The sequence below is a fragment of the Psychrobacter sp. 4Bb genome (assembly GCF_002836735.1).
Lineage (GTDB): Bacteria > Pseudomonadota > Gammaproteobacteria > Pseudomonadales > Moraxellaceae > Psychrobacter.
In genome coordinates this window covers 60,400-84,628 of sequence record NZ_PJAS01000053.1, presented here as the reverse complement: position 1 = coordinate 84,628, position 24,229 = coordinate 60,400, and the positions used below count along the sequence as shown (strand labels likewise).

Annotated in this window: 23 protein-coding genes; 6 read left to right on the top strand and 17 right to left on the bottom strand. The window is 44.0% G+C overall.

The window, feature by feature from the left end; all coding sequences use genetic code 11:
* Positions 1-6: 6 nt before the first annotated feature.
* The 11 genes from purF to CXF60_RS04440 form a co-directional block, all read right to left on the bottom strand.
* A complete protein-coding gene (purF, locus tag CXF60_RS04490) occupies positions 7-1,542 on the bottom strand; it encodes an amidophosphoribosyltransferase (protein ID WP_102090973.1) in 1,536 nt (511 codons plus the stop codon).
* Between the two features lie 236 nt (positions 1,543-1,778).
* Positions 1,779-2,276, bottom strand: coding sequence for a CvpA family protein (locus CXF60_RS04485; protein ID WP_102090972.1), 498 nt, complete (start codon positions 2,274-2,276; stop codon positions 1,779-1,781).
* Positions 2,277-2,306: 30 nt separating this feature from the next.
* Entirely contained in the window at positions 2,307-3,341 is a 1,035-nt protein-coding gene (locus CXF60_RS04480) for a quinone-dependent dihydroorotate dehydrogenase (protein WP_102090971.1), read from the bottom strand.
* 214 nt (positions 3,342-3,555) lie between these two features.
* Positions 3,556-3,957, bottom strand: a complete 402-nt coding sequence (locus CXF60_RS04475) for a DUF4870 family protein (protein WP_228707043.1) — start codon at positions 3,955-3,957, stop codon at positions 3,556-3,558.
* A 202-nt stretch (positions 3,958-4,159) separates the two neighbouring features.
* Positions 4,160-4,729: a type II secretion system protein GspM gene (gene gspM, locus CXF60_RS04470; RefSeq protein WP_102090969.1), complete on the bottom strand. Its 570-nt coding sequence runs from the start codon at positions 4,727-4,729 to the stop codon at positions 4,160-4,162.
* A gap of 32 nt (positions 4,730-4,761) precedes the next feature.
* The gene (gene gspL / locus CXF60_RS04465) at positions 4,762-6,033 is read right to left on the bottom strand and encodes a type II secretion system protein GspL (RefSeq protein ID WP_102090968.1); all 1,272 of its coding nucleotides are present in this window, start codon (positions 6,031-6,033) and stop codon (positions 4,762-4,764) included.
* Between the two features lie 189 nt (positions 6,034-6,222).
* Positions 6,223-6,681, bottom strand: a complete 459-nt coding sequence (locus CXF60_RS04460) for a SixA phosphatase family protein (protein ID WP_102090967.1) — start codon at positions 6,679-6,681, stop codon at positions 6,223-6,225.
* A 57-nt stretch (positions 6,682-6,738) separates the two neighbouring features.
* Positions 6,739-8,031, bottom strand: a complete 1,293-nt coding sequence (locus CXF60_RS04455) for an NAD(P)H-dependent glycerol-3-phosphate dehydrogenase (RefSeq protein WP_102090966.1) — start codon at positions 8,029-8,031, stop codon at positions 6,739-6,741.
* A 126-nt stretch (positions 8,032-8,157) separates the two neighbouring features.
* Positions 8,158-8,826: a nitroreductase family protein gene (locus CXF60_RS04450; protein ID WP_102090965.1), complete on the bottom strand. Its 669-nt coding sequence runs from the start codon at positions 8,824-8,826 to the stop codon at positions 8,158-8,160.
* 118 nt (positions 8,827-8,944) lie between these two features.
* Positions 8,945-10,045, bottom strand: coding sequence for a cell division protein ZapE (zapE, locus tag CXF60_RS04445; RefSeq protein ID WP_057759500.1), 1,101 nt, complete (start codon positions 10,043-10,045; stop codon positions 8,945-8,947).
* 133 nt (positions 10,046-10,178) lie between these two features.
* The gene (locus tag CXF60_RS04440) at positions 10,179-10,838 is read right to left on the bottom strand and encodes an alpha/beta hydrolase (RefSeq protein WP_102090964.1); all 660 of its coding nucleotides are present in this window, start codon (positions 10,836-10,838) and stop codon (positions 10,179-10,181) included.
* Positions 10,839-11,140: 302 nt separating this feature from the next.
* Here CXF60_RS04440 and CXF60_RS04435 point away from each other — a divergent pair, with 302 nt between their 5' ends.
* The 3 genes from CXF60_RS04435 to xseB all read left to right on the top strand — a co-directional run bounded on the left by CXF60_RS04435 (position 11,141) and on the right by xseB (position 13,572).
* Entirely contained in the window at positions 11,141-11,509 is a 369-nt protein-coding gene (locus tag CXF60_RS04435; protein WP_102090963.1) for a hypothetical protein, read from the top strand.
* Between the two features lie 226 nt (positions 11,510-11,735).
* Entirely contained in the window at positions 11,736-13,268 is a 1,533-nt protein-coding gene (xseA, locus tag CXF60_RS04430; protein ID WP_102090962.1) for an exodeoxyribonuclease VII large subunit, read from the top strand.
* A 58-nt stretch (positions 13,269-13,326) separates the two neighbouring features.
* Positions 13,327-13,572 (top strand): exodeoxyribonuclease VII small subunit, encoded by a 246-nt coding sequence (gene xseB, locus CXF60_RS04425; RefSeq protein ID WP_101205385.1) that lies wholly within the window; start codon positions 13,327-13,329, stop codon positions 13,570-13,572.
* A 94-nt stretch (positions 13,573-13,666) separates the two neighbouring features.
* Here xseB and pncB read toward each other — a convergent pair whose 3' ends face one another.
* The 4 genes from pncB to CXF60_RS04405 all read right to left on the bottom strand — a co-directional run bounded on the left by pncB (position 13,667) and on the right by CXF60_RS04405 (position 19,993).
* Positions 13,667-14,893, bottom strand: a complete 1,227-nt coding sequence (pncB, locus tag CXF60_RS04420; protein ID WP_101205386.1) for a nicotinate phosphoribosyltransferase — start codon at positions 14,891-14,893, stop codon at positions 13,667-13,669.
* A gap of 272 nt (positions 14,894-15,165) precedes the next feature.
* Positions 15,166-16,077, bottom strand: coding sequence for an ATP-binding cassette domain-containing protein (locus CXF60_RS04415; RefSeq protein WP_102090961.1), 912 nt, complete (start codon positions 16,075-16,077; stop codon positions 15,166-15,168).
* Between the two features lie 85 nt (positions 16,078-16,162).
* Positions 16,163-18,085, bottom strand: a complete 1,923-nt coding sequence (locus CXF60_RS04410) for a glycine betaine ABC transporter substrate-binding protein (protein WP_102090960.1) — start codon at positions 18,083-18,085, stop codon at positions 16,163-16,165.
* 423 nt (positions 18,086-18,508) lie between these two features.
* A complete protein-coding gene (locus CXF60_RS04405; protein ID WP_102090959.1) occupies positions 18,509-19,993 on the bottom strand; it encodes a coniferyl aldehyde dehydrogenase in 1,485 nt (494 codons plus the stop codon).
* Between the two features lie 410 nt (positions 19,994-20,403).
* Between CXF60_RS04405 and lipB the strand changes: the two genes are divergently transcribed.
* From lipB to CXF60_RS04390, 3 genes are all read left to right on the top strand, one after another.
* Entirely contained in the window at positions 20,404-21,270 is an 867-nt protein-coding gene (lipB, locus tag CXF60_RS04400) for a lipoyl(octanoyl) transferase LipB (RefSeq protein WP_102090958.1), read from the top strand.
* A gap of 194 nt (positions 21,271-21,464) precedes the next feature.
* Positions 21,465-21,995, top strand: coding sequence for an inorganic diphosphatase (locus tag CXF60_RS04395; protein WP_057759479.1), 531 nt, complete (start codon positions 21,465-21,467; stop codon positions 21,993-21,995).
* Positions 21,996-22,152: 157 nt separating this feature from the next.
* Positions 22,153-22,617: a hypothetical protein gene (locus CXF60_RS04390; protein WP_102090957.1), complete on the top strand. Its 465-nt coding sequence runs from the start codon at positions 22,153-22,155 to the stop codon at positions 22,615-22,617.
* A gap of 146 nt (positions 22,618-22,763) precedes the next feature.
* Here the strand turns inward: CXF60_RS04390 and CXF60_RS04385 are convergent, their stop codons facing one another.
* Both CXF60_RS04385 and CXF60_RS04380 read right to left on the bottom strand, forming a co-directional pair.
* A complete protein-coding gene (locus CXF60_RS04385) occupies positions 22,764-23,579 on the bottom strand; it encodes a sulfite exporter TauE/SafE family protein (RefSeq protein WP_102090956.1) in 816 nt (271 codons plus the stop codon).
* A gap of 113 nt (positions 23,580-23,692) precedes the next feature.
* Positions 23,693-24,208 carry a flavin reductase gene (locus CXF60_RS04380; RefSeq protein WP_102090955.1) on the bottom strand — a complete coding sequence of 172 codons (516 nt, stop codon included), beginning with the start codon at positions 24,206-24,208 and terminating at the stop codon, positions 23,693-23,695.
* Positions 24,209-24,229: the final 21 nt, after the last annotated feature.

Below are 24,229 nucleotides of genomic sequence, written 5' to 3'. Positions count from 1 at the left end.
TCTGGCTTAAAGCTCTTCAACACCCATCATATCAACTGGGGTATCAGCTACTATCTGCACGCCTTTTTTACCAGTCTTGGCTGTATCATTACGTTGCTCTTGCAAATGGTCAAGATAAGCTTCATTGATTTGGCCCGTGATGTAGCAGCCATTAAATACAGCGCAATCAAACCCTTCGACTCTGCTGTGCTTGGTATCTTTGACGGCATCGATCAAATCATCTAGATCTTGGAAGATCAAACGGTCAGCGCCAATGATCTCACGTACTTCCTCAACACTATTACCTGAAGCAATCAGCTCGGTACGCACTGGCATATCAATGCCGTATACGTTTGGAAACTTCACTGGTGGCGCGGCACTCGCAAAAAACACCTTATTAGCACCTGCATCACGTGCCATTTGAATGATCTCATGACACGTCGTACCACGAACGATTGAATCATCAACCAACAGTACGTTTTTGCCTTTGAACTCTAGCGGCACAGCGCTGAGTTTCTGGCGAACTGATTTTTTACGCTGCTGCTGACCTGGCATAATAAACGTACGACCGATGTAGCGGTTTTTCATAAACCCTTCACGGTACTTGACATTCATTTTTAGCGCCAGCTCCATCGCTGAAGTACGAGACGTATCTGGAATTGGAATGACCACGTCGATATCGTGATCTTCACCCCATTCAGCAAGGATTTTATCTGCCAGTTTTTCACCCATGCGTAGGCGTGATTTATAAACTGAGATATTGTCCATAATCGAATCTGGACGAGCAAAGTACACATATTCAAAGATACAAGGCGTGTATTCTTTTTGCTCGACGCACTGATGCGTATGCAGCTTATGGTTCAAATCAATGAAAATTGCTTCGCCTGGTTTTACATCACGAACGATAGTAAAGCCAGAACCTGTCAACGCCACTGATTCAGAGGCAACCATATACTCAGTGCCGCCATTCGGTGCCATACGCTTACCAAAGATAAGTGGACGGATACCATTTGGATCGCGGAATGCAAGTAGGCCATGACCAGTGATCAAAGCGACAACACCATAAGCGCCTTCACAGCGTTTATAGACGGCTTTTACTGCTTCAAAGATATCATCAGCCGTTGAATGTGTTTTGCCTAGATTCTGCATCTCATGTGCCAGTACATTTAACAGTACTTCAGAATCTGAGTCAGTATTAAGGTGGCGGCGATCTTCGATGTACAAAGATTTGGCCAAACTCTCAGCATTGGTCAGGTTACCATTGTGCGCAAGGGTAATACCATACGGTGAGTTGACATAAAATGGCTGAGCTTCAGCGCTGCTAGAAGTACCAGCTGTCGGGTAACGAACGTGACCGATACCGAACTTACCAACCAGTTTCATCATATGACGATTCATAAATACGTCACGTACCATGCCATTTTCTTTACGTAGATAGAGTCGCCCATCTTGCAAAGTGACAATACCTGCTGCATCTTGCCCGCGATGCTGTAGCATCGTCAAACCGTCATAAAGAATCTGATTGACTGGTTCGTGAGCTGCAACTCCAATGACTCCACACATAATAGCTATATCCTATTTTGACTCATACATTAGTACGACAATAACGGCAAACTTAACGACAGTATGTTGCTAAAATCATTCACTGTCGCACGCCGCTAACCTGATGATATTGTAAGAAACTTAACGAGATTTTTCGATAATCTATTTTTGATTATCAGTGACACGTGCAAACATTTAGAAGTATAAAAAGAAGTAAAATAATAGACAGTTATATAAAATAATAGGCAATTAAACAATTATGACTGATTGACCTGATCCCAAGCCATTCCTAGTACGTCCGATACCAACGCCTTGCCCATCGGTGCATATGGCATCAGCTCAGGCGCTAGTACTGAGGTTTGCCACTGCGGCATCTGTACTAGCAATGGCGCACTGACGCTCAATACAACCAAGACCATTAGTACGTTTTTGGCAGCACCCAGTACGCCGCCTGCCATTTTGTCCAAGACGCCCAAACGTAAGGTTTTGAGCACGCCTGAGAATACAAACGCCATCAGATGCATGACTGCCAATATGGCAATCACTACCAATAAAAAAGCCATGGCCATCTGTAGTACAGGGTTTTGTACGATACCCGTTAATTGGGGCGACACCACTCCTGCCAGCCTAGTAGCAGCGATGAGGGCGATAAACCAACCTACCAAGCCTATTGCTGTTTTAATCAGTCCTACTTGAAAGCCGCGCCATAAGCCAATCAAGACAACGATAGCAATCACAATATCTAAACCACTCATGCTTTACGCCTTATTACCTTATTTATTGGATTAGCTTTCCATGGCATCGTAATAGCCACCGATTGCCTGAATACAAGACTGCACCAGCCCAGGACCACGATAGATAAGCCCCGTATAGAGCTGTACCATGTCTGCGCCTGCTTCAATTTTTTTGACGGCTTTGGCACCACTATCGATACCGCCCACGCCTATCAAAGCGACTTTACCATCTAACTGATCAGAGAATTGTTGCAAAATCTGGGTACTAATATGACTCACAGGACGACCGGATAGGCCACCCATTTGATCACCATCACGCAAGTCTTCGACACCTACGCGGCTCAATGTCGTATTAGTCGCTATCAGACCATCAATTTCAAAGTCTATTAATTGCTGCGAGATATAATCAACTTGTAATGGTTCTAAATCTGGAGCAACTTTAAGCACTAATGGGACATAAAAACCATATTCAGTAGCTAACTGACTGTGACGGTTTTTAATCGTATCCATTAACTGAGTCAGTGCTTCACCACTTTGCAAATCACGTAAGTTTTTGGTGTTTGGCGATGAGATGTTGACTGTGATGTATGAGGCGTGCGGATACACACGCTCTAAACAATACACATAATCATCAGCGGCTTGCTCTACCGGCGTGTCGGCATTTTTACCAATATTGATACCGATATTGCCTTTATATTTACAGCGTTTGACATTGTTGATTAGATAATCAACGCCTTCGTTGTTAAAGCCCATACGATTGATAATCGCGTCTGCCTGCTTGATTCTAAACAGCCTTGGCTTGTCGTTGCCTACTTGCGGTCTTGGCGTGACGGTTCCTACTTCTATAAAACCAAACCCTAACTCAGCCAGCGCGTCAATGTAATCGCCGTTTTTGTCCATGCCTGCTGCCAGACCAACTGGGTTAGAAAACTGCAAACCCATACAGTCTGTTGGTTGCATTGACTGACCATACGCCAAGCCTAAAACACGCGCTTTATGCGCTTTATCCAATAAAGATAGCGTCATCTCATGGGCGTGTTCGGGATCCATATTAAACAAAAAAGGACGAAGTAAGGCATAAGACATAGTGATGGCAGACCCTGCTTGGAAGAAATAGTGAATAAAAAATGCGAATGAAATCGGGCGCAGCGATTATATCAGCTTAACAGAAATAAGAGCAAAGTTTCAGTCGCTAAATTTCTACATTTAAGCAGTAACCAATACTGATGAATCTCTACTAAATAACGATGAATTGTCGTTTTCTAAGCTAAAGACATAGCACAAAGGTACTCTTAAACATCTACGGTACTGGACGTCCATCAGTCAACGCAATCCAACCACGTATAATGCGATATAAATGCCAGATAAAGGTAAAGGTCATAATCAGCAAACCAAGCCCAGCCAATAATATTGAGCCAATAGCGATATTGCCACTATCCGCCAATACGCTAACGCCAAAGCCGCCTAATGCAAAGGTAATCAAAATAATGCCAATGACGAACCAAACGATACTGTACCAAAAGGTCTTGATTTGCCAGTCAAAATGCGTGGCCAACCATGACCCACTAGCATCATGGCGCTTAGCATAGTTCATGACAATCGGCACAATCCACAGTAAACCCGCAGTAAAGTAGCTGATCACATATAAGAAATAAGTGATATGGTTATAAGTAATTAACGAACGGCGCTTATCGTTGCTCATACTGTCCCGCATTATGTGAGGTTTTCCTTACTGGTAATATTTTTGTTCAATAGTCATATGATTAACTATTTAATGGAGCCAGATAAATGGCTTTTCAATGATACCAACGATAAAGCATTATTTTGCTGTCGAGGATTGAGTGTCGAGTACTAGACACACAGTATTATAAGTATCTAAAATTTCTATCACAGTCTGACGCGTTTTATGAAGTGACCGTTGCTTGTACCTGAATAGCTTTATTGGTCAGATCTTGCTGCATAGATAGCTGTGTAAATTGCCAACCTTGCTGTTCAAGCTTACCCAGTGCAGTGCTGACGACCGCTTGACTAGGATGCGTAAAGCTCAATTGCACTGCATCGCCAGTCGCAACCACCTGAGCACCTGCTATACCTGAGTTATTGAGCAGCGCATTGATACGACTAGTGGATGGCATATCAGCCTCTCCAGTAGCGTTATTCCTAGTATTCAATGCATTACTATCAATGTTACCTGCTTGAGCACGCAACCAAAAATAATCTGCCACTTGCTCCTGATAGTCACTCTTACTATCGCTCGCTGCTTGATGAACGCTATAGCCACCATAGCCGCCAATAAACAACAGTAAAAATATAGACAATATAGCTAATGCTAGCTGATCACGGGGAGGCAATGTTTGCCAGCGCGTCATTAGTACATTTTGATAATTGTTCATACGCTCTGAGAATACCTGAGCCTTAGTACTGGTTGCAGAAATAGCTGCATTACGTTTGGTACGGCGTTGTAATCGTTTCATGTTTTGACCTTTATTACCAATACCTTGATGAGTTACGACGCTGCCGCATTATTTGCCATGTCGCTGCTTTCTACAATATTATTTTCTACTACGTTGACAGTGACTTGACCACTAAACTGACCTTGCTCATTACTATTCACTTGCGCAAGTTTGGCATTTAAGCCTTGTGCTACCAGTGTGCTCGTAAATTTATCAAGGCTACCGCGATCTGGAGCAATCAAGGTAAAACTGAGCGCCGATGGTTGCATTACTAATGATTGTGCATGCAATGATGACTGTTTAATCAATGGTGATATGCGTGACAGTGCGGCCATATGTGATGCAGGCGCTTGGCTATCGCTACGCAGTTTTGGTTGCAGCTGTACTTGCAGTTTGGTGCGCGTACTCAGTGGCTCATCGGCGAACCAAGACTGATACTGTGCCGCAATTGCAGTCTTGGTTGCGGCGGTCGCTTCATTATACTTATACCACTGCACACCATCGGTTGCCATTTGCAGCACTAACGCTGATAACGCAACCATCATAGCCACTCGCAAATATGGTGATAGTTGTGAGTCAGTAGATTTCATAAAGAAATTAAGCGCGTGACGTTCAGGACTGTCAATTGGCTTAGGTACTGTAGGCAGGGTCGTCAGTAGCAGCTGATGATCAGCGATCAACGCTTTAGTTTGCGCCGCTAACTCTAGCGTCGATGAGGAATCTAGCGAGTCAAGCGATACGTCAATAGCTGCCTCAATAGAAGGCAACACCATTACCTCACTTAAATGCGGGAAACGCTCAAACATTAGTGGTAAATAGCTGACGGCCATACCTCGACGCAATGATTGGCGCAGCAGCATAGTCTGCGAATCTTGATAAAGAGTCACTTGCTGACCTGCGTCCTCTTCTGGCGGTGGCAACAATAAAAAATCTGGCAGTAACGCCACTATATTCATACCGGCTAGCTGCGCGCTTTGTTGCCAGGACTCAATGTCGTTTTGTGCCAGTGCATACAGTTGCGTCGTATCAGCATGGCTCAATTGGCGGATGTTTAATTGCTCAATAGGTGTTAATGACGTTTCTTCAAATAAGTACTGCTTGCCGCTATTACCCAGCTGTTTAAGCTGAGCAGCATTGAGCGCCGTGTCCACGTGCAATGCATGACTTGAGGGAAAATATAGACAAAGCGTCTTTTGGCTGCTGGACTTATAGTTACCATAGATTGTTTGCAGCTGTTGCCAACCATCAACCATTTGCCATTGCTGTACATCTTCGTGCCAGACAGCTAGCGGGCTATGCTGCGCTCGTAACCAAACATGTAACACTAAACGTGTCCTCAATTATTGCTGCAGTTATCAAAATATCGTTAAGGATTGATGCGGTTTTTGAAAGCATTGGATGACTTTATATGATTAATAACTGGCATGCTTCTCGCAAATACCACTTCAAATCCGTCATATCTAATCAATTCTGCTCTAGCAAGTTACATATAAACAAAATATTAGAAATCTAGTCTAATAAGGCTGATCAGGAACAAAACGATCAACTTCCGTTGCCATGCCAGTCATCACAAATTCCATATCAAACACTCTGGCTTCCGCTAGAGAGAACGACTCTGGATAATCGCCTGTCAGCAATCCCGCGATATAAGCGACGATAGACATATGACAAACAACGACCAAACACTCAGCTTCAATATTGGCAATATCTATCAAAGCTTGGCGCGCATCATCCGAGGGCGTGATATTGTCCTGCACAGATGAGGCTACTTGCGGTGCTCGCGATTGGAACGCAAATAAAGTTTGCTGTGCTCTCGTATAAGGGCTGACCACAAAACGATCTGGGCTATAGTGAGTGGTCACATATTCTGCCGTTTGTGCTGCCTGCTGCTGACCAAAGTCCGTCAGCTGACGCGCGCTATCTGGACGTGTTTCGTCTTCTGCTTGACCATGACGTACTAATATAATTTTCATAACCTTCCTTGGAGCGCTAAGTTCGACTCTCTTGATACTGATTTTTAATGATGTGTCTTACTTATCAGCATCGCTGTCTTTGCTTTTAGTATTGCTATTAGAGGTTTTCATATGAGCCGTAAGTGCTGCATTGCTATGATCATGCGCCATGACAAACTCAACATCGCTACGGAATCCTGCTTCCATTAGATGTAGCGCAACGCCTAGAGCGGCCTTGTCTTCATAAATGACTGCATAGAGCGCATGGGTAATTGGCATATAGATACCCGCTTTGGTCGCTTTTTCATGAACTTGCTGAATAGTATTTACCCCTTCAGCAGTTTGGCCAAGCTTTTTGACTGCGGCATCAATACTCATACCGCGACCAAGCATATTACCGATACGATAGTTACGGCTTAGCTCTGAGCTACAAGTAGCATATAAATCGCCTACGCCAGATAAGCCCAAGAAAGTGAGCGGATTGGCGCCTTCTTCAACACCAAAACGACTCATTTCTGCCAAAGCACGAGTAAGAATCATCGCTTTAGTATTTTCACCTACTTCATAAGCTGCCGCCATACCCATGGCAATTGCGTAGATGTTTTTTAGCGCGCCGCCAAGCTCGACGCCGCGTATATCATCACTAGCAAATACTCTAAAGAAGGCACTGTGTAACGCTGCTTGCACGGCATGACGCAATGGCTCCGACTCACTTGCGATAACCGTAGCAGACGGCATGTTTTTCATGATTTCGATAGCGAGGTTCGGCCCTGACATGACGCCAAAATTTACTTCTGGCAGCACCTCTTTGATGATATCACTCATCATCGCAAAGGTGTCTTTTTCCATACCTTTAGTCAACGATACAATGGACTGACCACTGATAAAAGGCGCGATGTTTTTTAGCGTTTCACGAAAGGCTAAACCTGGCACAGCAATAAAAATAATGTCTTTATCTTTGACACTTGCCGCCAAATCATGGCTGTATTTCAGTCGATCATCAAGCTTATAGCCTGGGAGATACTTTTTATTGGTCTGTGTTTTCGCCATTGCTTTTACCGTACGTTTGTTACGTACCCATAGCGTGGTATCACAGCCATTACGTGCGGCTAAATTTGCCATTGCCGTACCAAAGCTACCACCACCTAAAAACGCCAAGCGCAGCTTGGTAGGATTGCTATGAATGTCTGCCATATCCTTTGCCACAGCTGATCCAACAGGACTAGGGTTTGACTTTTTACGGCCAAGACCTGACTTGGTTGCTCGCTCAAGAATACCTGCAAGCATACCATTCTGCTTTTCAGACGACTCTTTGTCCGTCTCATTATTAGCACTGGTATTGTTTTTATTACTATTGTTAGGGCTTGTCATGTTCTTTTATCCGTGTTGACTGACGTATTATCAATAGAATCTATCGTGCTCAGCGACTGGCCTTATTATCTTTGAATTATAACTTTGTGCAATTATAATCTTATTAATAGACAGCACTGAGCTACATTACGACTCGAAGCGAACTAGCGGTTCGATATCGATAGGTTTGCGTTTGGACTCATCCTTGGGACTTGTGCCAGTATAAACAAAAGCGGTCACATAATCATCTGCACCCACTCCGAAATACGCTTTTACTGCAGGCTCATTACACAGCAGCCCAGTGCGCCAAACGGTACTAAACCCTTGAGCTTTTAATGCCAAGATTAGATTTTGTACAGCAGCACCTGCACTTAGCATTTGCTCAAAAGGTGGCACTTTTTTGTGTTCTTGCATTTGAGTCACAGCCGTTATGATCAGCGGCGCTCGCAGCGGCATATTTTGAGTTTTAGTGACGGTTTTTTCAGACAGCGTTTCGCCATCTTGTAGCGCTTTTGCTTGGGCTGCTTCGAGCAAGGCACGGCCTAACTCGTGGCGCGCTTCACCTTGCGTCACGATGAAGCGCCAAGGACGCAATTTTTTATGATCTGGCGCAGTTGCCGCACACTCAATGGCAGATTCAATCTGCGCCCGCGTCGGTGCTGGCTCATCTAGATTGCCCATACTGCGTCTTGAATTGATCCAACCTATCAGCTCGTCACTGGTAGATGAGATATCATTCGCTGCTACGTTCTTCACAGACAGTTTTTTGTCTTCTATTTCTTGGCTTTCATTATCAACATTGTCAGTTGTAGTCATTGTTTTATCCTTCTTTATTATTATCTATCACTACTTATTAATAATATCATTTTCTTATTTTTTAACAGCTATAGAGCAATTGAGAGCTACACATAGGCAGTCTCAATTCAGCGATAAACTACGCAACATCTTCGACTCGGTGGTCCATGCGTAGATAGTCCTCTGACTGCATCTCAAGCAGGCGTGAACGAGTACGTTCAATCTCAAACGCCAACTTCTCTCCTTGGTACAAGTCTAGAATCGGCTGCTCTGCCCGTACCAATAATTTTACACGGCGATCATAAAACTCATCGACGAGATAAATGAAACGGCGCGTTGGATCACGCAAGTCGTCATCTAACGCTGGCACGGAGTCAACTAAAACGGTGCTAAATCGTTTGGCAAGCTCAATAAAATCAGCGGCTGATCGCGGCGCCATACAGAGATGACGGAAGTCACAGAATAAGATATCTTCGGTACAAGCGTTGATTTTTACTTCTCGTCCATTGATAGTAATGGGCTCTTTACTGATTTTCTGATTATTCGACAAGCTCGCAAAACGGTTGGCTAACCAATGGTAGTTTGCCTTAGTAAGCGGCGCTTCGTATAGCTCAGCTTGCTGTAATACGCGCAGACGATAATCAATTCCCGAGTCGATATTCATTACCGTGGTATGACGCTCAACTTCCGCAATGGCAGGCATAAAACGGTCACGATGTAAGCCATCTTTATACAATCCAGCTGGCTCAATGTTTGAGGTAGCAACCAAAGTTATACCGCGATTGAACAGCATAGTGAACAAATCGCCCAATATCATAGCATCAGAGACGTTAGAAACAAAAAACTCATCAAAACAGATGATAACCGCTTCTTTATAAATAATATCAGCGACTTTCTCTAACGGATCACTCTCACCTTGTAGTTTGTTAAGCTCTCTATGGACACGCTGCATAAAATGATGGAAATGCAGACGCATCTTGCGCTCAATAGTCAACGAGTCATAAAACATATCCATCATCCACGTTTTGCCGCGGCCAACACCGCCCCACATATAAAGACCTGTTGGCGCGACTGGCTTGGATTTCAAAAAGCCAAAAAAACCTTTCTTTTGCGGTGCACTATTGATGAGCTGATGGTATATCTCATCAAGATAGCTCATGGCCTGAAATTGCTGCTCATCCCGAGTAAACTCATCTGTACTGACGGCTTTCTCGTAACGTTGCAATGGAGATAAACTCATAATACGACTCATCGTTGGATTAAATAAATATCAAAATAGTAGGATAATTTAGCACGGTACTGGTGCTGCCAAGCAAGCCATGCTAAACCATATCAAAGCAGAAGCTATTAAGATGGGCTAGGTAACAAATAAATTAGCTGTCCTGCCCAAAGCTATGCTTGTCTAGTAATCCTTTGAGCTCTGATAAGCGACCATGGAAGAAATGACCCGCGCCATCAACCACGCTGACTTCAATGCCTAATCGGTCTGCAAATGCCTGCATATTGTCAGGGTCAATCACCTCATCCGCATTACCATAAATCTCAAAAGTTCTATCCGCAGGCAAACTAATATCAGTACTGTCATTTTTTTCGACTGATGGTGCGATAAGGGCGATTTTCGTCACTTCAAAGTCACCCAATCCCCATATATGTGCGGCTTCAAGCACTTGCTCAGCCACGCGTGCCGTGACATAGCCACCAAAAGAAAAACCACCCAGCCATAGCTTTCGAGCATTGGTTTGTTCAGCAATCCATTGTAGCACGGTCATTGCATCGACCACTTCACCTTCCGCATAATCATGCTCGCCTGTCGATTGGCCAACACCGCGAAAGTTAAAGCGCACCACATGCATACCATTATCACGGGCAAAGCGATACATGGTGGTGACCACTTTGTTATTCATCGTACCATCAAACAACGGATTGGGATGGCACAGCAGCGCCACCGTGTCTGTATTTGGGTCATTAGGATTGTCATTTTGCCACAGTGCGTCAACCTCGAGCACGCCAGCAGGAGCAGGAATCAATTGCATAGTATTACTTATTAATAAAAAATGAATGGCTCAATTATCCTAGATACAATTTATATTTCAAGTGATTTGCTGTGTACGGATGCGACTTGTTTTATTTTTGGTCAATAACGGTTGTCTGCCGTTTTGGAATATTGCTGTTCTTAAGATATTAAACTTGTTTATATCTAGTGCATGGTTCATCGGCAATATACCGGTAATACAGCACACAATAACTGTCTAGACAGGTAATATCTAGATAAGCTACATTCATAAAGCTTTGCCTATAGCTAAGACGTTCTGCTTATATAAATCAGGAATTATTTATGAATACTTTTAATAAAACTGCCAGTTTGACGGCAACGTTAGTGGCTGCACTTGCTTTGAGCGCCTGTCAAAGTACGCCTTCCTCACCCGTGATTCAGCGTGCCAACTCTATCTATGAGACAACCGGTATCGCTGATACCAAAGTTAAGGCACAACAAAATGCGATCGATAGTGCGCAAAAAACCTGTCGAAGTAAGCAAGTGATTATCGTTGATGACAATGTAAAATATAATGGTATCTTAAATGAGCGTACTGGTCGTATGGTTGGTCAAGTAGGTGCTGTCGTTGGCTCGATATTTGGCACGGGTACACCAGATTTGTCACGTAGCGATGATTATGAATACACCATTAACTTCCGTTGCCAATAAAAATAACTACCTGCAGATAGAACCAGACTAACAATCCAATCGCTAACATTAAGTGACATACAATCTTTCTCTGATTAAACAGCCAACAAACTGCGATATAGATAATATATCAATCAAAGCTTGTTGGCTTCGCTTTTTGTGCTCTCCTTTTTAAGTTAAACTATCCGCTACGTATTCAGCACATCCTCGTCAGTCTTTATATTTTCATTATCTTTGGTCTAATATTATGCGCAAACCCAATCTTTCAAATATTAAACAGGCCAAAGTATTAGCACCTGCCAAAGATTTGGCTACCTTGGAAGCGGAACTCGCTGAGCAGGAAGACCATCTAGAAGATACGGTCCTACGCTTAAGTGATTATTTATCAGCGGTTGAAATGGTCATCAAACAAACTTTTGACCACCGTGTCTGGGTAAAAGCTGAAATCCGCAATCTGTCGAGTAAAGGTGGTCATTACTACTTTGAACTGGCCGAAAAAGACGACGATGGCAAAGTGGTCGCCAGCTGCCGTGGCAATCTCTGGCGTTTCAAAGCTGCTCGTGTATTAGCTAAGTTTGAACGTGCGACTGGCATGCCGCTTGAGCGTGATTTGACCGTACTCCTTAAAGTATCGGCAGGGTTTCATGCCCAGTACGGCTTTTCAATCACCATTGAAGATATCGACCCCAGTTATACCCTAGGCGACTTGGCACGGCAATATGCAGAAATGGTCGACCGCTTAACAGGTGAAGGGCTATTACATCTTAATCAACAGCTACCTGCCCCTTTTGATATCGAGCATGTACTGGTCATCGCTCCTGAAAAGGCAGCCGGATTGGGTGATTTTCAAGCAGATGCCGATCGCTTAGCCAGTACAGGTGCGTGTCACTTCCACTACCATAGTGCGACTTTTCAGGGCAATCATGCGCCCGCTGAAATCCGCCAAGCCATCGTTAGCGCCCAGCAGCAGTTTTACGATACTTATCAGCGTCTACCAGACTTGTTGGTTATTATTCGCGGCGGCGGTGCGGTTGGTGATTTGGCTTATCTCAATGATTATGAGTTGGCAGCTCTGGTTGCTGAGCAGCCTATTCCTATCTGGGTGGGCATCGGTCATGAACGTGACAAAGTCATCTTAGATGAAGTGGCGCATACCAGCTTTGACACACCCTCAAAGGTGATTGCTGCTATCCATAGCCACTTGGCCCAGCTCGTCACTCAGACGCTACAATATCAGGCACAAATCAAGCAAGCGGCTCAACGTCAACTAAATACTGCTGAGCAACAAACTGCGCGACAGTTAAGCCAAATACAGTCGCAAACGATTGGGCAGCTCACCGCTCTACGAAAAGACAGTGACTATGCATGGCGCAGTATTCAACAAAGTGCCCAGCGCCAAGTAAAGCAAGCAGTCAGACTGACGGCTGAGCGATACACACAAACGCAAACCTTGGCGCATCAACAACTTGTAAAAGCCGCTACCAATAGCAAAAGTTATCAAGAGTCAATCATGCAAAACGCGCAGCAGCAAATTGTGCAAGCACAGCGCGATAGCGAACATCTACGTGACATCGTGCTATTACATCGACCGTCTCGCGTACTCAAGCAAGGCTATACCATGCTAACGGATGCTCAAAACAAGCAAACCCTCACTAGTAGTACCCAACTGTATCCTGAGCAAACTGTCAATATCATTTTAAAAGATGGCAACGCAAAAGCGCAGATTATAGATGTCAATATGGATAAAGAAGCGACGGAAACTTCAGGTACTCCAACTTGACCACATAATAATATCTAACGATTACTCATCGACTTACCTTTAAAAATTAGGAAATTTTATGACAACCCCTACTCGCCGACGCAAAAAAGCCGCCCCAAAAACCTTTAAGGCGGCTTACGATATCTTAAAAACCAATGCAGCTGAACTACAGCAACAGGATGAGCCTGATATTGATAATCTAATGACAACGGTCGAAGAATCTATTGCCGCTTATCGCGTTTGCGAGACTCGTATCAATGCTGTACAGCAAGCACTAGATGCGGCCTTTGCCGAAGAAAAATCTACCAGCAGTGTTGATAGTTAAACGAAAAGCAGCCAATAAATAGCAGTTGAGTAGTCAAGCCAAGCGTATCAATCTCATTTGGCACATTTGGCAACGCAACAGTTTGATATTCAGTTTACTCTGGCTCATCAACCTCAAAGACTTGGCGCAGATAGGCAAGATACGTGTCGTTATTGATCATGGTCTTGCCTGGGCTATCAGACAGCTTTGCAACTGGCTGACCATTGCACTCTACCAACTTGAGCACGATATTAATCGGCGTAATGCCCATATCATTGGTCAGATTGGTGCCGATGCCGAAACTGGTTCTAATGCGACCTTTAAAGTATTGATGCAGCTCCCACGCCTTCTCTAAATCTAACCCATCGCTAAAAGTTAGAATCTTGGTTTTTGGGTCTATCTTTAGCTTCTCATAATGGGCAATTGCCTTATCACCCCAAATATATGGGTCGCCGCTATCATGACGCAGACCGTCGAATAGTTTAGCAAAATACAAATCGAAATCACGTAAGAACGCATCCATGCCGACTACGTCTGTCAATGCAATACCCAAGTCGCCACGATACTCATGCACCCACGCTTCAAGCGCGGCCTTTTGTGAATCTCGCAGACGCACATCTAATGCTTGAAACGCCTGCATAAACTCGTGCGCCATGGTGCCTATTGGCGTCATTCCTAATTGCTTGGCCAAATATACGTTTGATGTACCACCAACTATCTTTGGCTCGGCTTTATGTAACGTTTTCACTACGTGTGCTTGCCAGCGTCGACTAAAGCGTCTACGCGTGCCAAAATCAGCGACGATAAATGGCGGTGTATCCTGATCGTACTGGGTTTGCTCTTCGGCATACTGATGTAATAGCGCTACTTTTGCATCGAGGCGACGTTGTCCTTCTTCAATCACGCTGTCATTAGATAGCGCATTAAAATACAGCTCATTGACAATGGCTAGTACAAATACTTCAAAGAACATCGCTTGAATCATTGGCCCTTCGATATCGATAAACAGGCGACCTTTATCGTCTGTACTTACCGTAATAAAACGACGTTTTAGCTTAAATAATTCTAGATAATCAACGAAATCTGAGCGAATAAAGCGTAAGCTACGTAAGTACTCTAGCTCATCTGGCAAAAAGCGCAATTCGCATAAGCTGTCTAGTTGCTGCTCTAGATCTTTTTGGATATCAGCCAACGGATAGGCTGCATCTTTGTTATTACGGCAGCGAAAGCGATAAACACCATGGGTTTGCGGGAACTGATGCAGCATGGCTTGTAACATCGTAAATTTGTACAAATCATTATCAAGCAATGAAGTAATAATAGGTGCATAAGAAACGGTCATACTATGGCCTTAAAAGTGCAAAATAAGAAACAAACGTCATTTGATAGACAAAGCGACATCATATGTGGACGATAAACAATACACGCTCATTCATTATGAGCCATCGATAAACCGTTCAGTATAACGAAGTTTGGTATTTATTTCAGAGTTCACTTTTGATTACCGTAAAATGACAGTGAAAAGCCAGCAAAATGATTGCGATTATTTAAACCATTTATCAAAACATCGTATAAGTCTATCCAGACAACCTATTCATAGATGATTATCACAGCTTACGCTTTTGCACTCATAAACTGCTCGACATAGTCATCAGCAGGATTGTGCCGCAACTCGCTTGGCGTCCCCGTTTGTATGAGTCGACCACCATTTAGCATACTGATACGCTGACCTACTTTGACAGCTTCATCGATGTCATGGGTAATAAACACAATGGTCTTGTTCAATCGTTCTTGTAATTCGAGTAGTTGGTCTTGCAGCTGGGCGCGAATGAGCGGATCAAGTGCAGAGAACGCTTCATCCATTAGCAAAATTGGATTGTCCGTCGCTAAAGCTCGAGCTAGCCCGACTCGCTGCTGCATACCCCCTGATAGCTCATCAGGGTAGCTGTTTTCCAAATTGGACAGCCCTACTTCATTCAGCCAATGTCGTGCCGTTTCATGTCGCTCGTTTGCGCTCATTTTTCGGACACGCAGACCATAAGCGACGTTTTGTATGACCGTCATGTGCGGCACTAAGCCGAAATGCTGAAAAACCATACTGACTGTCTGCTGACGATAATGCTGCAACTGCTTATCGTTGAGCGCTAAAATATTAATAGCGGTAGCAGAACGCTCTTCTACTACCGTACTTATATTAGCTGTCGCTGATTGCCTATCAGCTGTTGTGTGAGTCGCATGTTCTCTATTCAGAGCAGTATCTACCCATATCTCGCCACTGGTTGGATCTATCAAACGATTAATATGGCGTATCAGCGTTGATTTTCCTGAGCCTGACAGACCCATGATGCAATGCAACTCGCCTGCCTTGATATCTAGATTGATATCATACAGACCAACTGAATAGTCCGTTTGCTCTTTTACTTTGATGCTATCCATACCCTCAGCCAGCAATGCCAATGCAGACTGTGCTTGCGTACTACTGGCGTTATAAATCTTACTGATATTTTTTAATTGGATATGATTCATCGGTGCTCTCACTATTCACGTGGTTTTTATCATTATGGCTTCGGTCGATTACCATAGGTTCAGTCGTATGCCACTAGATAATTTTTTATCCAATCGGACGTCTGCCTGCTTCGATGGTTTTTTGACGGGTACGCTTACCTTGACCAAATGCTTGTGTGATACGGTCAATGATAATAGCAACGATAACGATGGCCGTACCTGCTTGTAGACCTTGACCGATATTGAGCGTTTGGATAGATTGCAATACATCTTCACCAAGCCCCGGAGCACCAATCATTGAGGCCAATACCACCATGGCAAGTGACATCATCACAGCCTGATTGATACCTGCCATAATACTGGGCAATGCTTGTGGCAATTTAATCCAGAGAAGTAGCTGTAAATGCGTACTACCAAAAGAGCGCCCTGCCTCGACCATTTCATGATTGACTTGCGTAATCCCTAATGTCGTCAGACGAATCAAGGGTGGCAAAGCATAAATCACGGTCGCGAATAACGCAGGCACTTTACCAATACCAAACAACATCAGCACTGGTATGAGATATACAAAACTCGGCATGGTCTGCATGATATCTAGCACTGGCGTCACAGTCTTGCGTAGCAGTTTGCTACCTGACATAGCGATACCAATAGGAATACCAATCACCACCGTGACCAGTACCGATACGATAAGCAGCGCTAAAGTATCAATCAGTGCGCCCCATAAGCCAAAAGCACCAATCAAAAACAACCCTGCACCACATGCCAGCGCGAACCAAACCTTGCGGACACCAAACCAGCCAAGCACAGTCACAAATGCAATAATAAGCCAAGGCGGGACAACCGTTAATAATCGTTCAATAGGTAATAGCAGGTAAGTAAGCGCCATTGTGCTAATAGTACGAAATACATCACCATAGTTTTGGACCACATTTGCTAAGGCATTATTGAGTGGGGTCTCAAGCGACCATGAAGGAAAGCTTGAGGCGAGCGCTGACGCATTGATACTAGATGCAGTTGTAGAGACAGCACCCGTTGAGCTAAGGCCTAACTTGGTAGCGAGGTTGGTAGCGGCCTCATCGGATAACCATGCTTGCCAAACCTCTGGGTTGTCACGCAAAAACACCATGGCTTGCTCATCGCCAGTGCGTTTACTTTCGCTCATCTCCAAGATAGCACCGTTGAGCTCATCAGAGGTAAATTGCACCTTTTCAAAGACAGCTGCTAGTTCGGGATTGGATTCGACAAACGGGGTAGAAACGGCAATACCTAACGGCGATACTGGGAATCCTGACACGCAATCCATCTTACCATCAGCGAGCAGCAGATTTTGCCAACAAGCATCCTCATAAGCTGGGAACTCTAATGGCGCAAGGTCATATTTTGCCATTAGCCCAGTAGGTTGCCAGTAGTAAAACAACAGTGGCTTATGCTGCTCGAAAGCGGAGGCAATTTCGGCATCGAGAGCAGCACCTGTACCAGGGTGTGCGTTGTTAAAAAGACTGTCTAGACCGGTGGTTTTTAGCAAACGTGTGTTGAAAATCTCACACGTCCAACCAGAGGGACAGTTCATAAAGCGTGATCTACCAGGATCTTCAGGGTCTTTAAATAGCTCAGTATATTTAGGCAAATCTTGATAGCTGCGTAGTCCTGGGTTCTCTTCCAAGACGTATCGCGGGACATACCAGCCTTGAGTTGCACCACCTTTTAGCGTATCGCCGATGATGGCCACTTTATTCTGCTCAATGGCTTTTTCCATGATTGGCGAGCGACCAACCCACTGCTCCCCGATGACCTGAATGTCATTTTGTGATAGTGCTGTATCAAGTGCAGGCCCTGCTCCTGGTACTTCCTCTACCGTACAACCGTATCCATCTTCTACGATATGTCTGAGTACGCTGGAGGTAAATTGTCCACTCTCCCATGTCAGTGCCCCAAATTTAATCAGTGATTCACATGCCGCTGACGCCGATACAGGCAGTAGTATCGCGCTCATCCACAGTAAGCTTAATGCAATCCATTGGCGCATACTCTTTCCTATTATTATGTTGCATCGGCATGAAATCACTATTAAAACAATAGAACTAAAAAACAGCTAAACGTCGCTATATCAAGTTTACCAATGCTGACCATAGGCCATTCAGCTACTATCCACTGTTGTTTAGACTTACTACAAAGTGTAGCGATTTATAGAAGTGATGACAAACGCTTATTTGTCGATTAACGCATTAGATAAATTTACGATAATTTTGATAAAGCTCTTATGACAAGTCGCTCTTAATTTGAGAAATCTATATTCGAGAAGTCATATTTTAGATAAAAAAATAGCACCTATCTGGATAGGTGCTATTGGTTATGGTATCGATTAAAAAGGTCACTATTAATTTCTATAGCTACTATAAAATGTCTAACTCAAGAATTGTTATTTTAAAGACTGTTATTTCAAGAACAGTTATTTCAAAAAAAGCGCCATCGCCTTTTTAAACAGTCCACCATAAGGCGGCAATAATAAATTCAAGCCATTGAGCTTAGTTTGGACAAAAATCGGCTTCATATGGCTGAGACGTTCAAAGCCAGCCTTACCATGGTACGCACCAGTACCAGAGTCACCCACGCCACCAAATGGCAAATCGTGCTGAGCCACATGTATCAAAACTTCGTTGATACACAGACCACCCGAGACCGTATTGTTACGCACGTTTTCGATACTGCTGTAGTTGTCACTAAACACATATAGCGCCAATGGACGTGGACGCGAGTTTACAAAGTAAATGGCATCATCAAGCGTCTCATAATGCATTAGCGGCAATATCGGAGCAAAAATCTCGTTTTGCATGAGGTCGCTGTCAGGCGCAGGCTCGCTGACGATGACTGGCGGCATTAGACGGGTTTCTATATTGGGTTCGGCGCCAGTTAACGCATGTACCTCGCCACCTGTTAGCGCATCTAGATAGCCTTTTACCCGTTTAAACTGCTCACCATTAATAATGCGAGAGTAATCTGGGTTTTCTTCGATATCAGGATAATGCTTGGTCATCCACTCTTTTGCGAGTTCGATAAACTGGTCATGGTATTGGCGCTGAATCAAGACATAATCTGGCGCAATACACGTCTGTCCAGCATTTAGTGTCTTACCCATCATCACTCGATTGACGACAGACTCTAGATTGGCATCATCTAGTACGATTACAGGTGATTTACCACCAAGCTCAAGCGTCACTGGTGTTAAATTGGGCGCAGCGGCAGCCATGACTTTTTTGCCCACCGCAGTCGATCCGGTATATAGCAGATGGTCAAATGGTAGCTCACTAAAGGCGGCGGCAATCTCAACTTCACCGAGCACCACACAGATCATATCTGGCGAAAAATAACGAGCAATGGCATCAGCAAACGTCTGAGCAAATTGCGGTGCGGCTTCACTCATCTTGACCATAATGCGATTGCCTGCGGTGAGTGCATCAATCATCGGGCCAATTGCTAAAAATAACGGATAGTTCCAAGGCACCATGATACCGACCACACCCAATGGCTGCGGCTGAATTTCATTATGAGCTGGCATATATAGCGCTGAAATAGGCGCACGATGTGCTTGCATCCATTTTTTGCCGTGTTTTTTGGCGTGGCTGATACCGGTAAAGCTAGGAAACAACTCAGCAAACTGCGTCTCTGACTGGCTACGATAGCCAAAGTCTGCACTAATCGCCTTTGCAAAACTCTCTTGGTTATCGCTAAGCATCACTTCTAGATTGTCTAGCTGCGTCGTACGTGTGCCCCAATCATTGATTGGCTGGGTACGGCTTAACATTTGCAAGCGTGCAAATTGCGCTTTCATCTCATCGATAGTCTTCGCCGTACTTAGTGCTTCAGGCACACGCTGCAGCGCAAAACCGGTCTCGGTCACTGGCTGCTCATGGGCGCTTTGGTTGCTATCTGTCATTTGTCTTCCTTGTCATAATCATAATAATAGTCATAAGGTTTGTAATCACTATACTATATTGGGTTAGAGGCTCTATCTTTCTTTCTAGTCAGGTGCACTCTTTGATAACCTACTCTGACTATAAACTTCATCAGATTCCATTCATCACACTTTAATGTAGCGCATCGACTGAGCAATGAACAGCATCTTTGGTTGACTACTGCGTCTGTACTAGCAGTACTTTTATAAGCGACTTACCACTGTTCTATACCTATTATTTCATCATCAATTGCTAGCTGATTGCTATTAGTATTTACACCATTTACAGACATTGCGCCAGTATATATCTTTGGGCGATAGTCGCCAAAACTGCTACACTACCGATGAGCATTATTTATTTTAAACTTGATAATAATAAGACAGATACTCTCATGCAAAATGACACACAACCCCTTAATGACACGCTTGTCAGCAAATCTCTCTCAGCCGCCGATTATGTCCCTACTCTCGATGCGATGCTGGCACGCACCCTCGAACGTATCGATCTAAAAAAACAACAAGGGCTGCGTACGCCTGATGAATTGTGGATTGTCGATCATAACGATGTCTACACGCTTGGACAGGCAGGTAAAGAAGAGCACATATTACAGCGTACTGATACACCTATCATCAAGACCGATCGCGGTGGTCAGGTGACATGGCACGGGCATGGACAGCTGGTTATCTATTGGTTGTTTGACTTGGACAGCCTCAAATGGAGTGTGCGCAATCTTGTCTCCCATGCTGAGCAAGCGATAGAAGACGTCATCAATGACTGTTTGCGTAGCTCACCGTCTAATAGTGACAATATCAGTGCTCATGCGCGCCGCGATGCCCCAGGTGTCTACCTATATGCAGATACTGCTGCAACAGATGACAGTTCTCTTGATAATAAAATTATGCTTGGAAAAATGGCTTCGCTAGGCTTTAAGATTAAGCATGGCTTTAGCTACCATGGTATTGCGATTAATCTAAATTGTGACTTGTCTTCATTTAACGCTATCAATCCTTGTGGCTATGCCGGCATGCAGATGTTGCGATTGTCTGACTTTGTAGCCATGCAAACAGATTCAGAGCAAACAGAGCCAGAGCAAACAGAGCCAGAGCAAACAGAGCCAGAGCAAACAGAGCCAGAGGCGCAAACCGAACAGCAAATGAGTCATTCATTCAGCTATGAGACAGTCACTCAAAAACTTATTGATAACATCGCCAAGCGCCATGCTGGACTGATTGAGTTGCGAGCTATCGCACCTAAGTAAGTTTTGAGCCTATTTTTGCATAATCTTTTTTTGCATAATATCTTGCACGCTTAGACTTAAGCATTAAGAGAAAATTCAGTACAAACTTGCTATAATCGCATGCAGTACAAATCGGACGCAGCAACTATCCTTGCTGTACCCCTAGCTCAACCCCTTATTCAAATATTTAAAACAAAAGCAAATTGGAGCATTTTATGGCAGATTTTAACAAAATTTTGGACGCAGGCGACGTAGACGGCGGCATCATCAACGTAGTAGTAGAGATCCCAGCTGGTAGCAGCCATAAAATTGAGTGGAATCGCGAATTAGCAGTATTTGAGCTTGACCGTATTGACCCACAGATTTTTGCCAAACCTTGTAACTATGGTTTCATCCCACAAACACTTGACGAAGACGGCGATGAGCTTGACGTATTGCTATTGACTGAGCAGCCACTACCGACTGGTATTTTCTTAAAAGCCAAAGTTATCGGTGTGATGAAGTTTGTCGATGATGGCGAAGTAGATGACAAAATCGTTGTTGTCCCTGCTGATGACCGTGACACAGGCAATGCTTACAACAGCTTAGAAGACCTACCAAAGCAGTTGATCAACCAGTTAGAGTTCCATTTCAGTCATTATAAAGACTTGAAAAAAGCTGGTACGACGGTTGTTGAATCTTGGGGCGATGTCGCAGAAGCGAAAGAAGTCATCAAAGAGTCTATCCAACGCTGGAAAGATCTATAATTATCAAATATTGGCAAAAATGCCAGTAACGATAAATAATAAAATACCGCAGTCACCATAGTGGCCGCGGTATTTTTTTGCTTGAACATTGCTTATCTAACATGGTTATAATGAGCATATCACTCATTCACACTTATACGCCGTAATAAGGACAGTCATGTTTAACCCCGACCCTAGCGCAAAAACGGTCAATACCAAGTTGCCAAGAGACGTCATTATGATGGTCGAAAAAAACAACCTAGTAATGGCTATTAAAACTTTGGCAGCAGACGAAAACATCAGTATGGATGAAGCCAAAAGTAGAATTGATGCTTATGAGACCCAGCTGAAAGTAAAGCAACAACAGAAGCTCAACACCATCGCTAGTAAACAAGGCATTCCAAATCAAGCCATCAGCTTTGATAGAGAGCAAGAGGAAGACGAGCCTGGACCATTGGTAAAAAACCGTGTTAAAACCACCAAACAGAGTCAAGGGTTTAAGGGGCTGCAAGATGGTGTCGATAGTCAATTGAATGACTTAGGCTACAAGAAACCTCTACTACCTTATTGGCTAAAACGACTGCTCGTGATCGCTGTCTTGATGATAGGAATGTTTTGGATATTGTGGCGAGTATTTGGTTAAGTGATTTAGCTAAATAAGAAACTGGCTCAACATATTCCCCATATAGCCACATACCGACTAGCTATAATTTAAGAATGTAGCTAGTCGAATAGTTCATTGGAAACCTGCCTTTGAATCCTTTCAAGTGTCAATTAATCTCAAATTACTTAGAGCAATCCTTTATATAAGAAGTAACAGCCTACGACGGTCAACAGTACTGCAAAGCATTTTTTCAGCAACTGCGGCGATAATGCGTGAGCGACTTTTGCGCCTAGCTTGGCGGTAAAGAAGCTCATAATGCTAATGCCTAAAAAAGCATAGATGTGAACAAAGCCAATCGTATTGGGCACGTCGACTTGAGCTTGCATACCAAAGAACATAAACCCTAGCGCACCTGCAATCGCGATAGGCAATCCACATGCGGCTGAGGTTCCAACGGCTTTTTGCATAACCACACCGTAACGTGTGAGATAAGGTACAGTTAAGCTACCACCGCCAATCCCAAAAATAGCAGAAGCAATACCGATACCCGCCCCTGCTGCTAGTTGCTTAGGCTTTGAAGGCAAAGCTATATGAACATTACCAGCATCGCTATCTGCTTTCTTTTTGCCACCCATAAACATTTTATAAGCGACCCAAAGCAAAAACACACCAACAATCAACTGAAGATACAACCCAGATATCTGTCCTGCGATCCCCGCCCCTAAAAAGCACCCTATCGCCAAACCTGGCGTCAGATTTTTAAAGACAGGCCACATGACTGCGCCCTTTTTGTTATGCGCCATGAGCGAGCTTATGGATGTAACAATAATAGTCGCCAGTGAAGTACCCAAGGCCAAGTGCATAATACTATCAGGACTGTAACCCATTTGCGTAAAGACGATAAATAGCAGTGGTACGATAATAGTGCCACCGCCTACTCCAAATAGCCCCGCAGCAAATCCTGCTAGCGCCCCTATTATTAAAAAAGTTATTAATTCCACAGGATATTTACTTCTTATTTAGATTTAATGAGATGATTATTATAGTTAAATGACTGCTTAATCTTGCACGAGCAATAGTCCATAGGCTTAGGTATTGGATAATAGATATTGGATTAAATAAGCTCCACTTGCCCAACTCTAGAATAGGCACGGTTAAAGTAAACCAACCCTTCATCAGTTCCGCCTTGTGGCTCAGCCTGATTGATTGCGACAACGCGGCACATAAAGACGCTATGCGTGCCGACTTCTTGAATTTGTTCAATCTCACAATCAAAACTGACCAAGGCATCCTCCAACACAGGAGCGCCTGTTTGTAATTGTGTCCAAGAACCATATTCAAATCGTTCTTCTGAACACAGTTTAGAGGCAAAAGCATTGGACAGCTGCTCATGTTGCGCGCCTAACACATTGACAGTTAAAATCTTATTTTCCAGAAAGTAGCTATGTGACCGAGACGTTTGATTCATACAGACAAGCAAGGTCGGCGGTGTGTCTGTGACACTACATACTGCCGATGCTGTAAACCCATGCACGCCCGTTGCACCTGATGTGGTCACCACATTGACCGCTGTCGTTAGCAAAGACATGGCATCTCTAAAGTCGGTCGCGTCAATCCTATCTTTAATCATTGCTTCAATCCCGAGAAACGT

Excerpts from the sequence above, each read along its gene's own strand:
- purF (WP_102090973.1), bottom strand. The coding sequence starts at position 1,542 with ATGTGTGGAGTCATTGGAGTTGCAGCTCACGAACCAGTCAATCAGATT.
- CXF60_RS04485 (WP_102090972.1), bottom strand. The coding sequence starts at position 2,276 with ATGAGTGGTTTAGATATTGTGATTGCTATCGTTGTCTTGATTGGCTTA.
- CXF60_RS04480 (WP_102090971.1), bottom strand. The coding sequence starts at position 3,341 with ATGTCTTATGCCTTACTTCGTCCTTTTTTGTTTAATATGGATCCCGAA.
- CXF60_RS04475 (WP_228707043.1), bottom strand. The coding sequence starts at position 3,957 with ATGAGCAACGATAAGCGCCGTTCGTTAATTACTTATAACCATATCACT.
- gspM (WP_102090969.1), bottom strand. The coding sequence starts at position 4,729 with ATGAAACGATTACAACGCCGTACCAAACGTAATGCAGCTATTTCTGCA.
- CXF60_RS04460 (WP_102090967.1), bottom strand. The coding sequence starts at position 6,681 with ATGAAAATTATATTAGTACGTCATGGTCAAGCAGAAGACGAAACACGT.
- CXF60_RS04455 (WP_102090966.1), bottom strand. The coding sequence starts at position 8,031 with ATGACAAGCCCTAACAATAGTAATAAAAACAATACCAGTGCTAATAAT.
- CXF60_RS04450 (WP_102090965.1), bottom strand. The coding sequence starts at position 8,826 with ATGACTACAACTGACAATGTTGATAATGAAAGCCAAGAAATAGAAGAC.
- zapE (WP_057759500.1), bottom strand. The coding sequence starts at position 10,045 with ATGAGTTTATCTCCATTGCAACGTTACGAGAAAGCCGTCAGTACAGAT.
- CXF60_RS04440 (WP_102090964.1), bottom strand. The coding sequence starts at position 10,838 with ATGCAATTGATTCCTGCTCCTGCTGGCGTGCTCGAGGTTGACGCACTG.
- CXF60_RS04435 (WP_102090963.1), top strand. The coding sequence starts at position 11,141 with ATGAATACTTTTAATAAAACTGCCAGTTTGACGGCAACGTTAGTGGCT.
- xseA (WP_102090962.1), top strand. The coding sequence starts at position 11,736 with ATGCGCAAACCCAATCTTTCAAATATTAAACAGGCCAAAGTATTAGCA.
- xseB (WP_101205385.1), top strand. The coding sequence starts at position 13,327 with ATGACAACCCCTACTCGCCGACGCAAAAAAGCCGCCCCAAAAACCTTT.
- pncB (WP_101205386.1), bottom strand. The coding sequence starts at position 14,893 with ATGACCGTTTCTTATGCACCTATTATTACTTCATTGCTTGATAATGAT.
- CXF60_RS04415 (WP_102090961.1), bottom strand. The coding sequence starts at position 16,077 with ATGAATCATATCCAATTAAAAAATATCAGTAAGATTTATAACGCCAGT.
- CXF60_RS04410 (WP_102090960.1), bottom strand. The coding sequence starts at position 18,085 with ATGCGCCAATGGATTGCATTAAGCTTACTGTGGATGAGCGCGATACTA.
- CXF60_RS04405 (WP_102090959.1), bottom strand. The coding sequence starts at position 19,993 with ATGACAGATAGCAACCAAAGCGCCCATGAGCAGCCAGTGACCGAGACC.
- lipB (WP_102090958.1), top strand. The coding sequence starts at position 20,404 with ATGCAAAATGACACACAACCCCTTAATGACACGCTTGTCAGCAAATCT.
- CXF60_RS04395 (WP_057759479.1), top strand. The coding sequence starts at position 21,465 with ATGGCAGATTTTAACAAAATTTTGGACGCAGGCGACGTAGACGGCGGC.
- CXF60_RS04390 (WP_102090957.1), top strand. The coding sequence starts at position 22,153 with ATGTTTAACCCCGACCCTAGCGCAAAAACGGTCAATACCAAGTTGCCA.
- CXF60_RS04380 (WP_102090955.1), bottom strand. The coding sequence starts at position 24,208 with ATGATTAAAGATAGGATTGACGCGACCGACTTTAGAGATGCCATGTCT.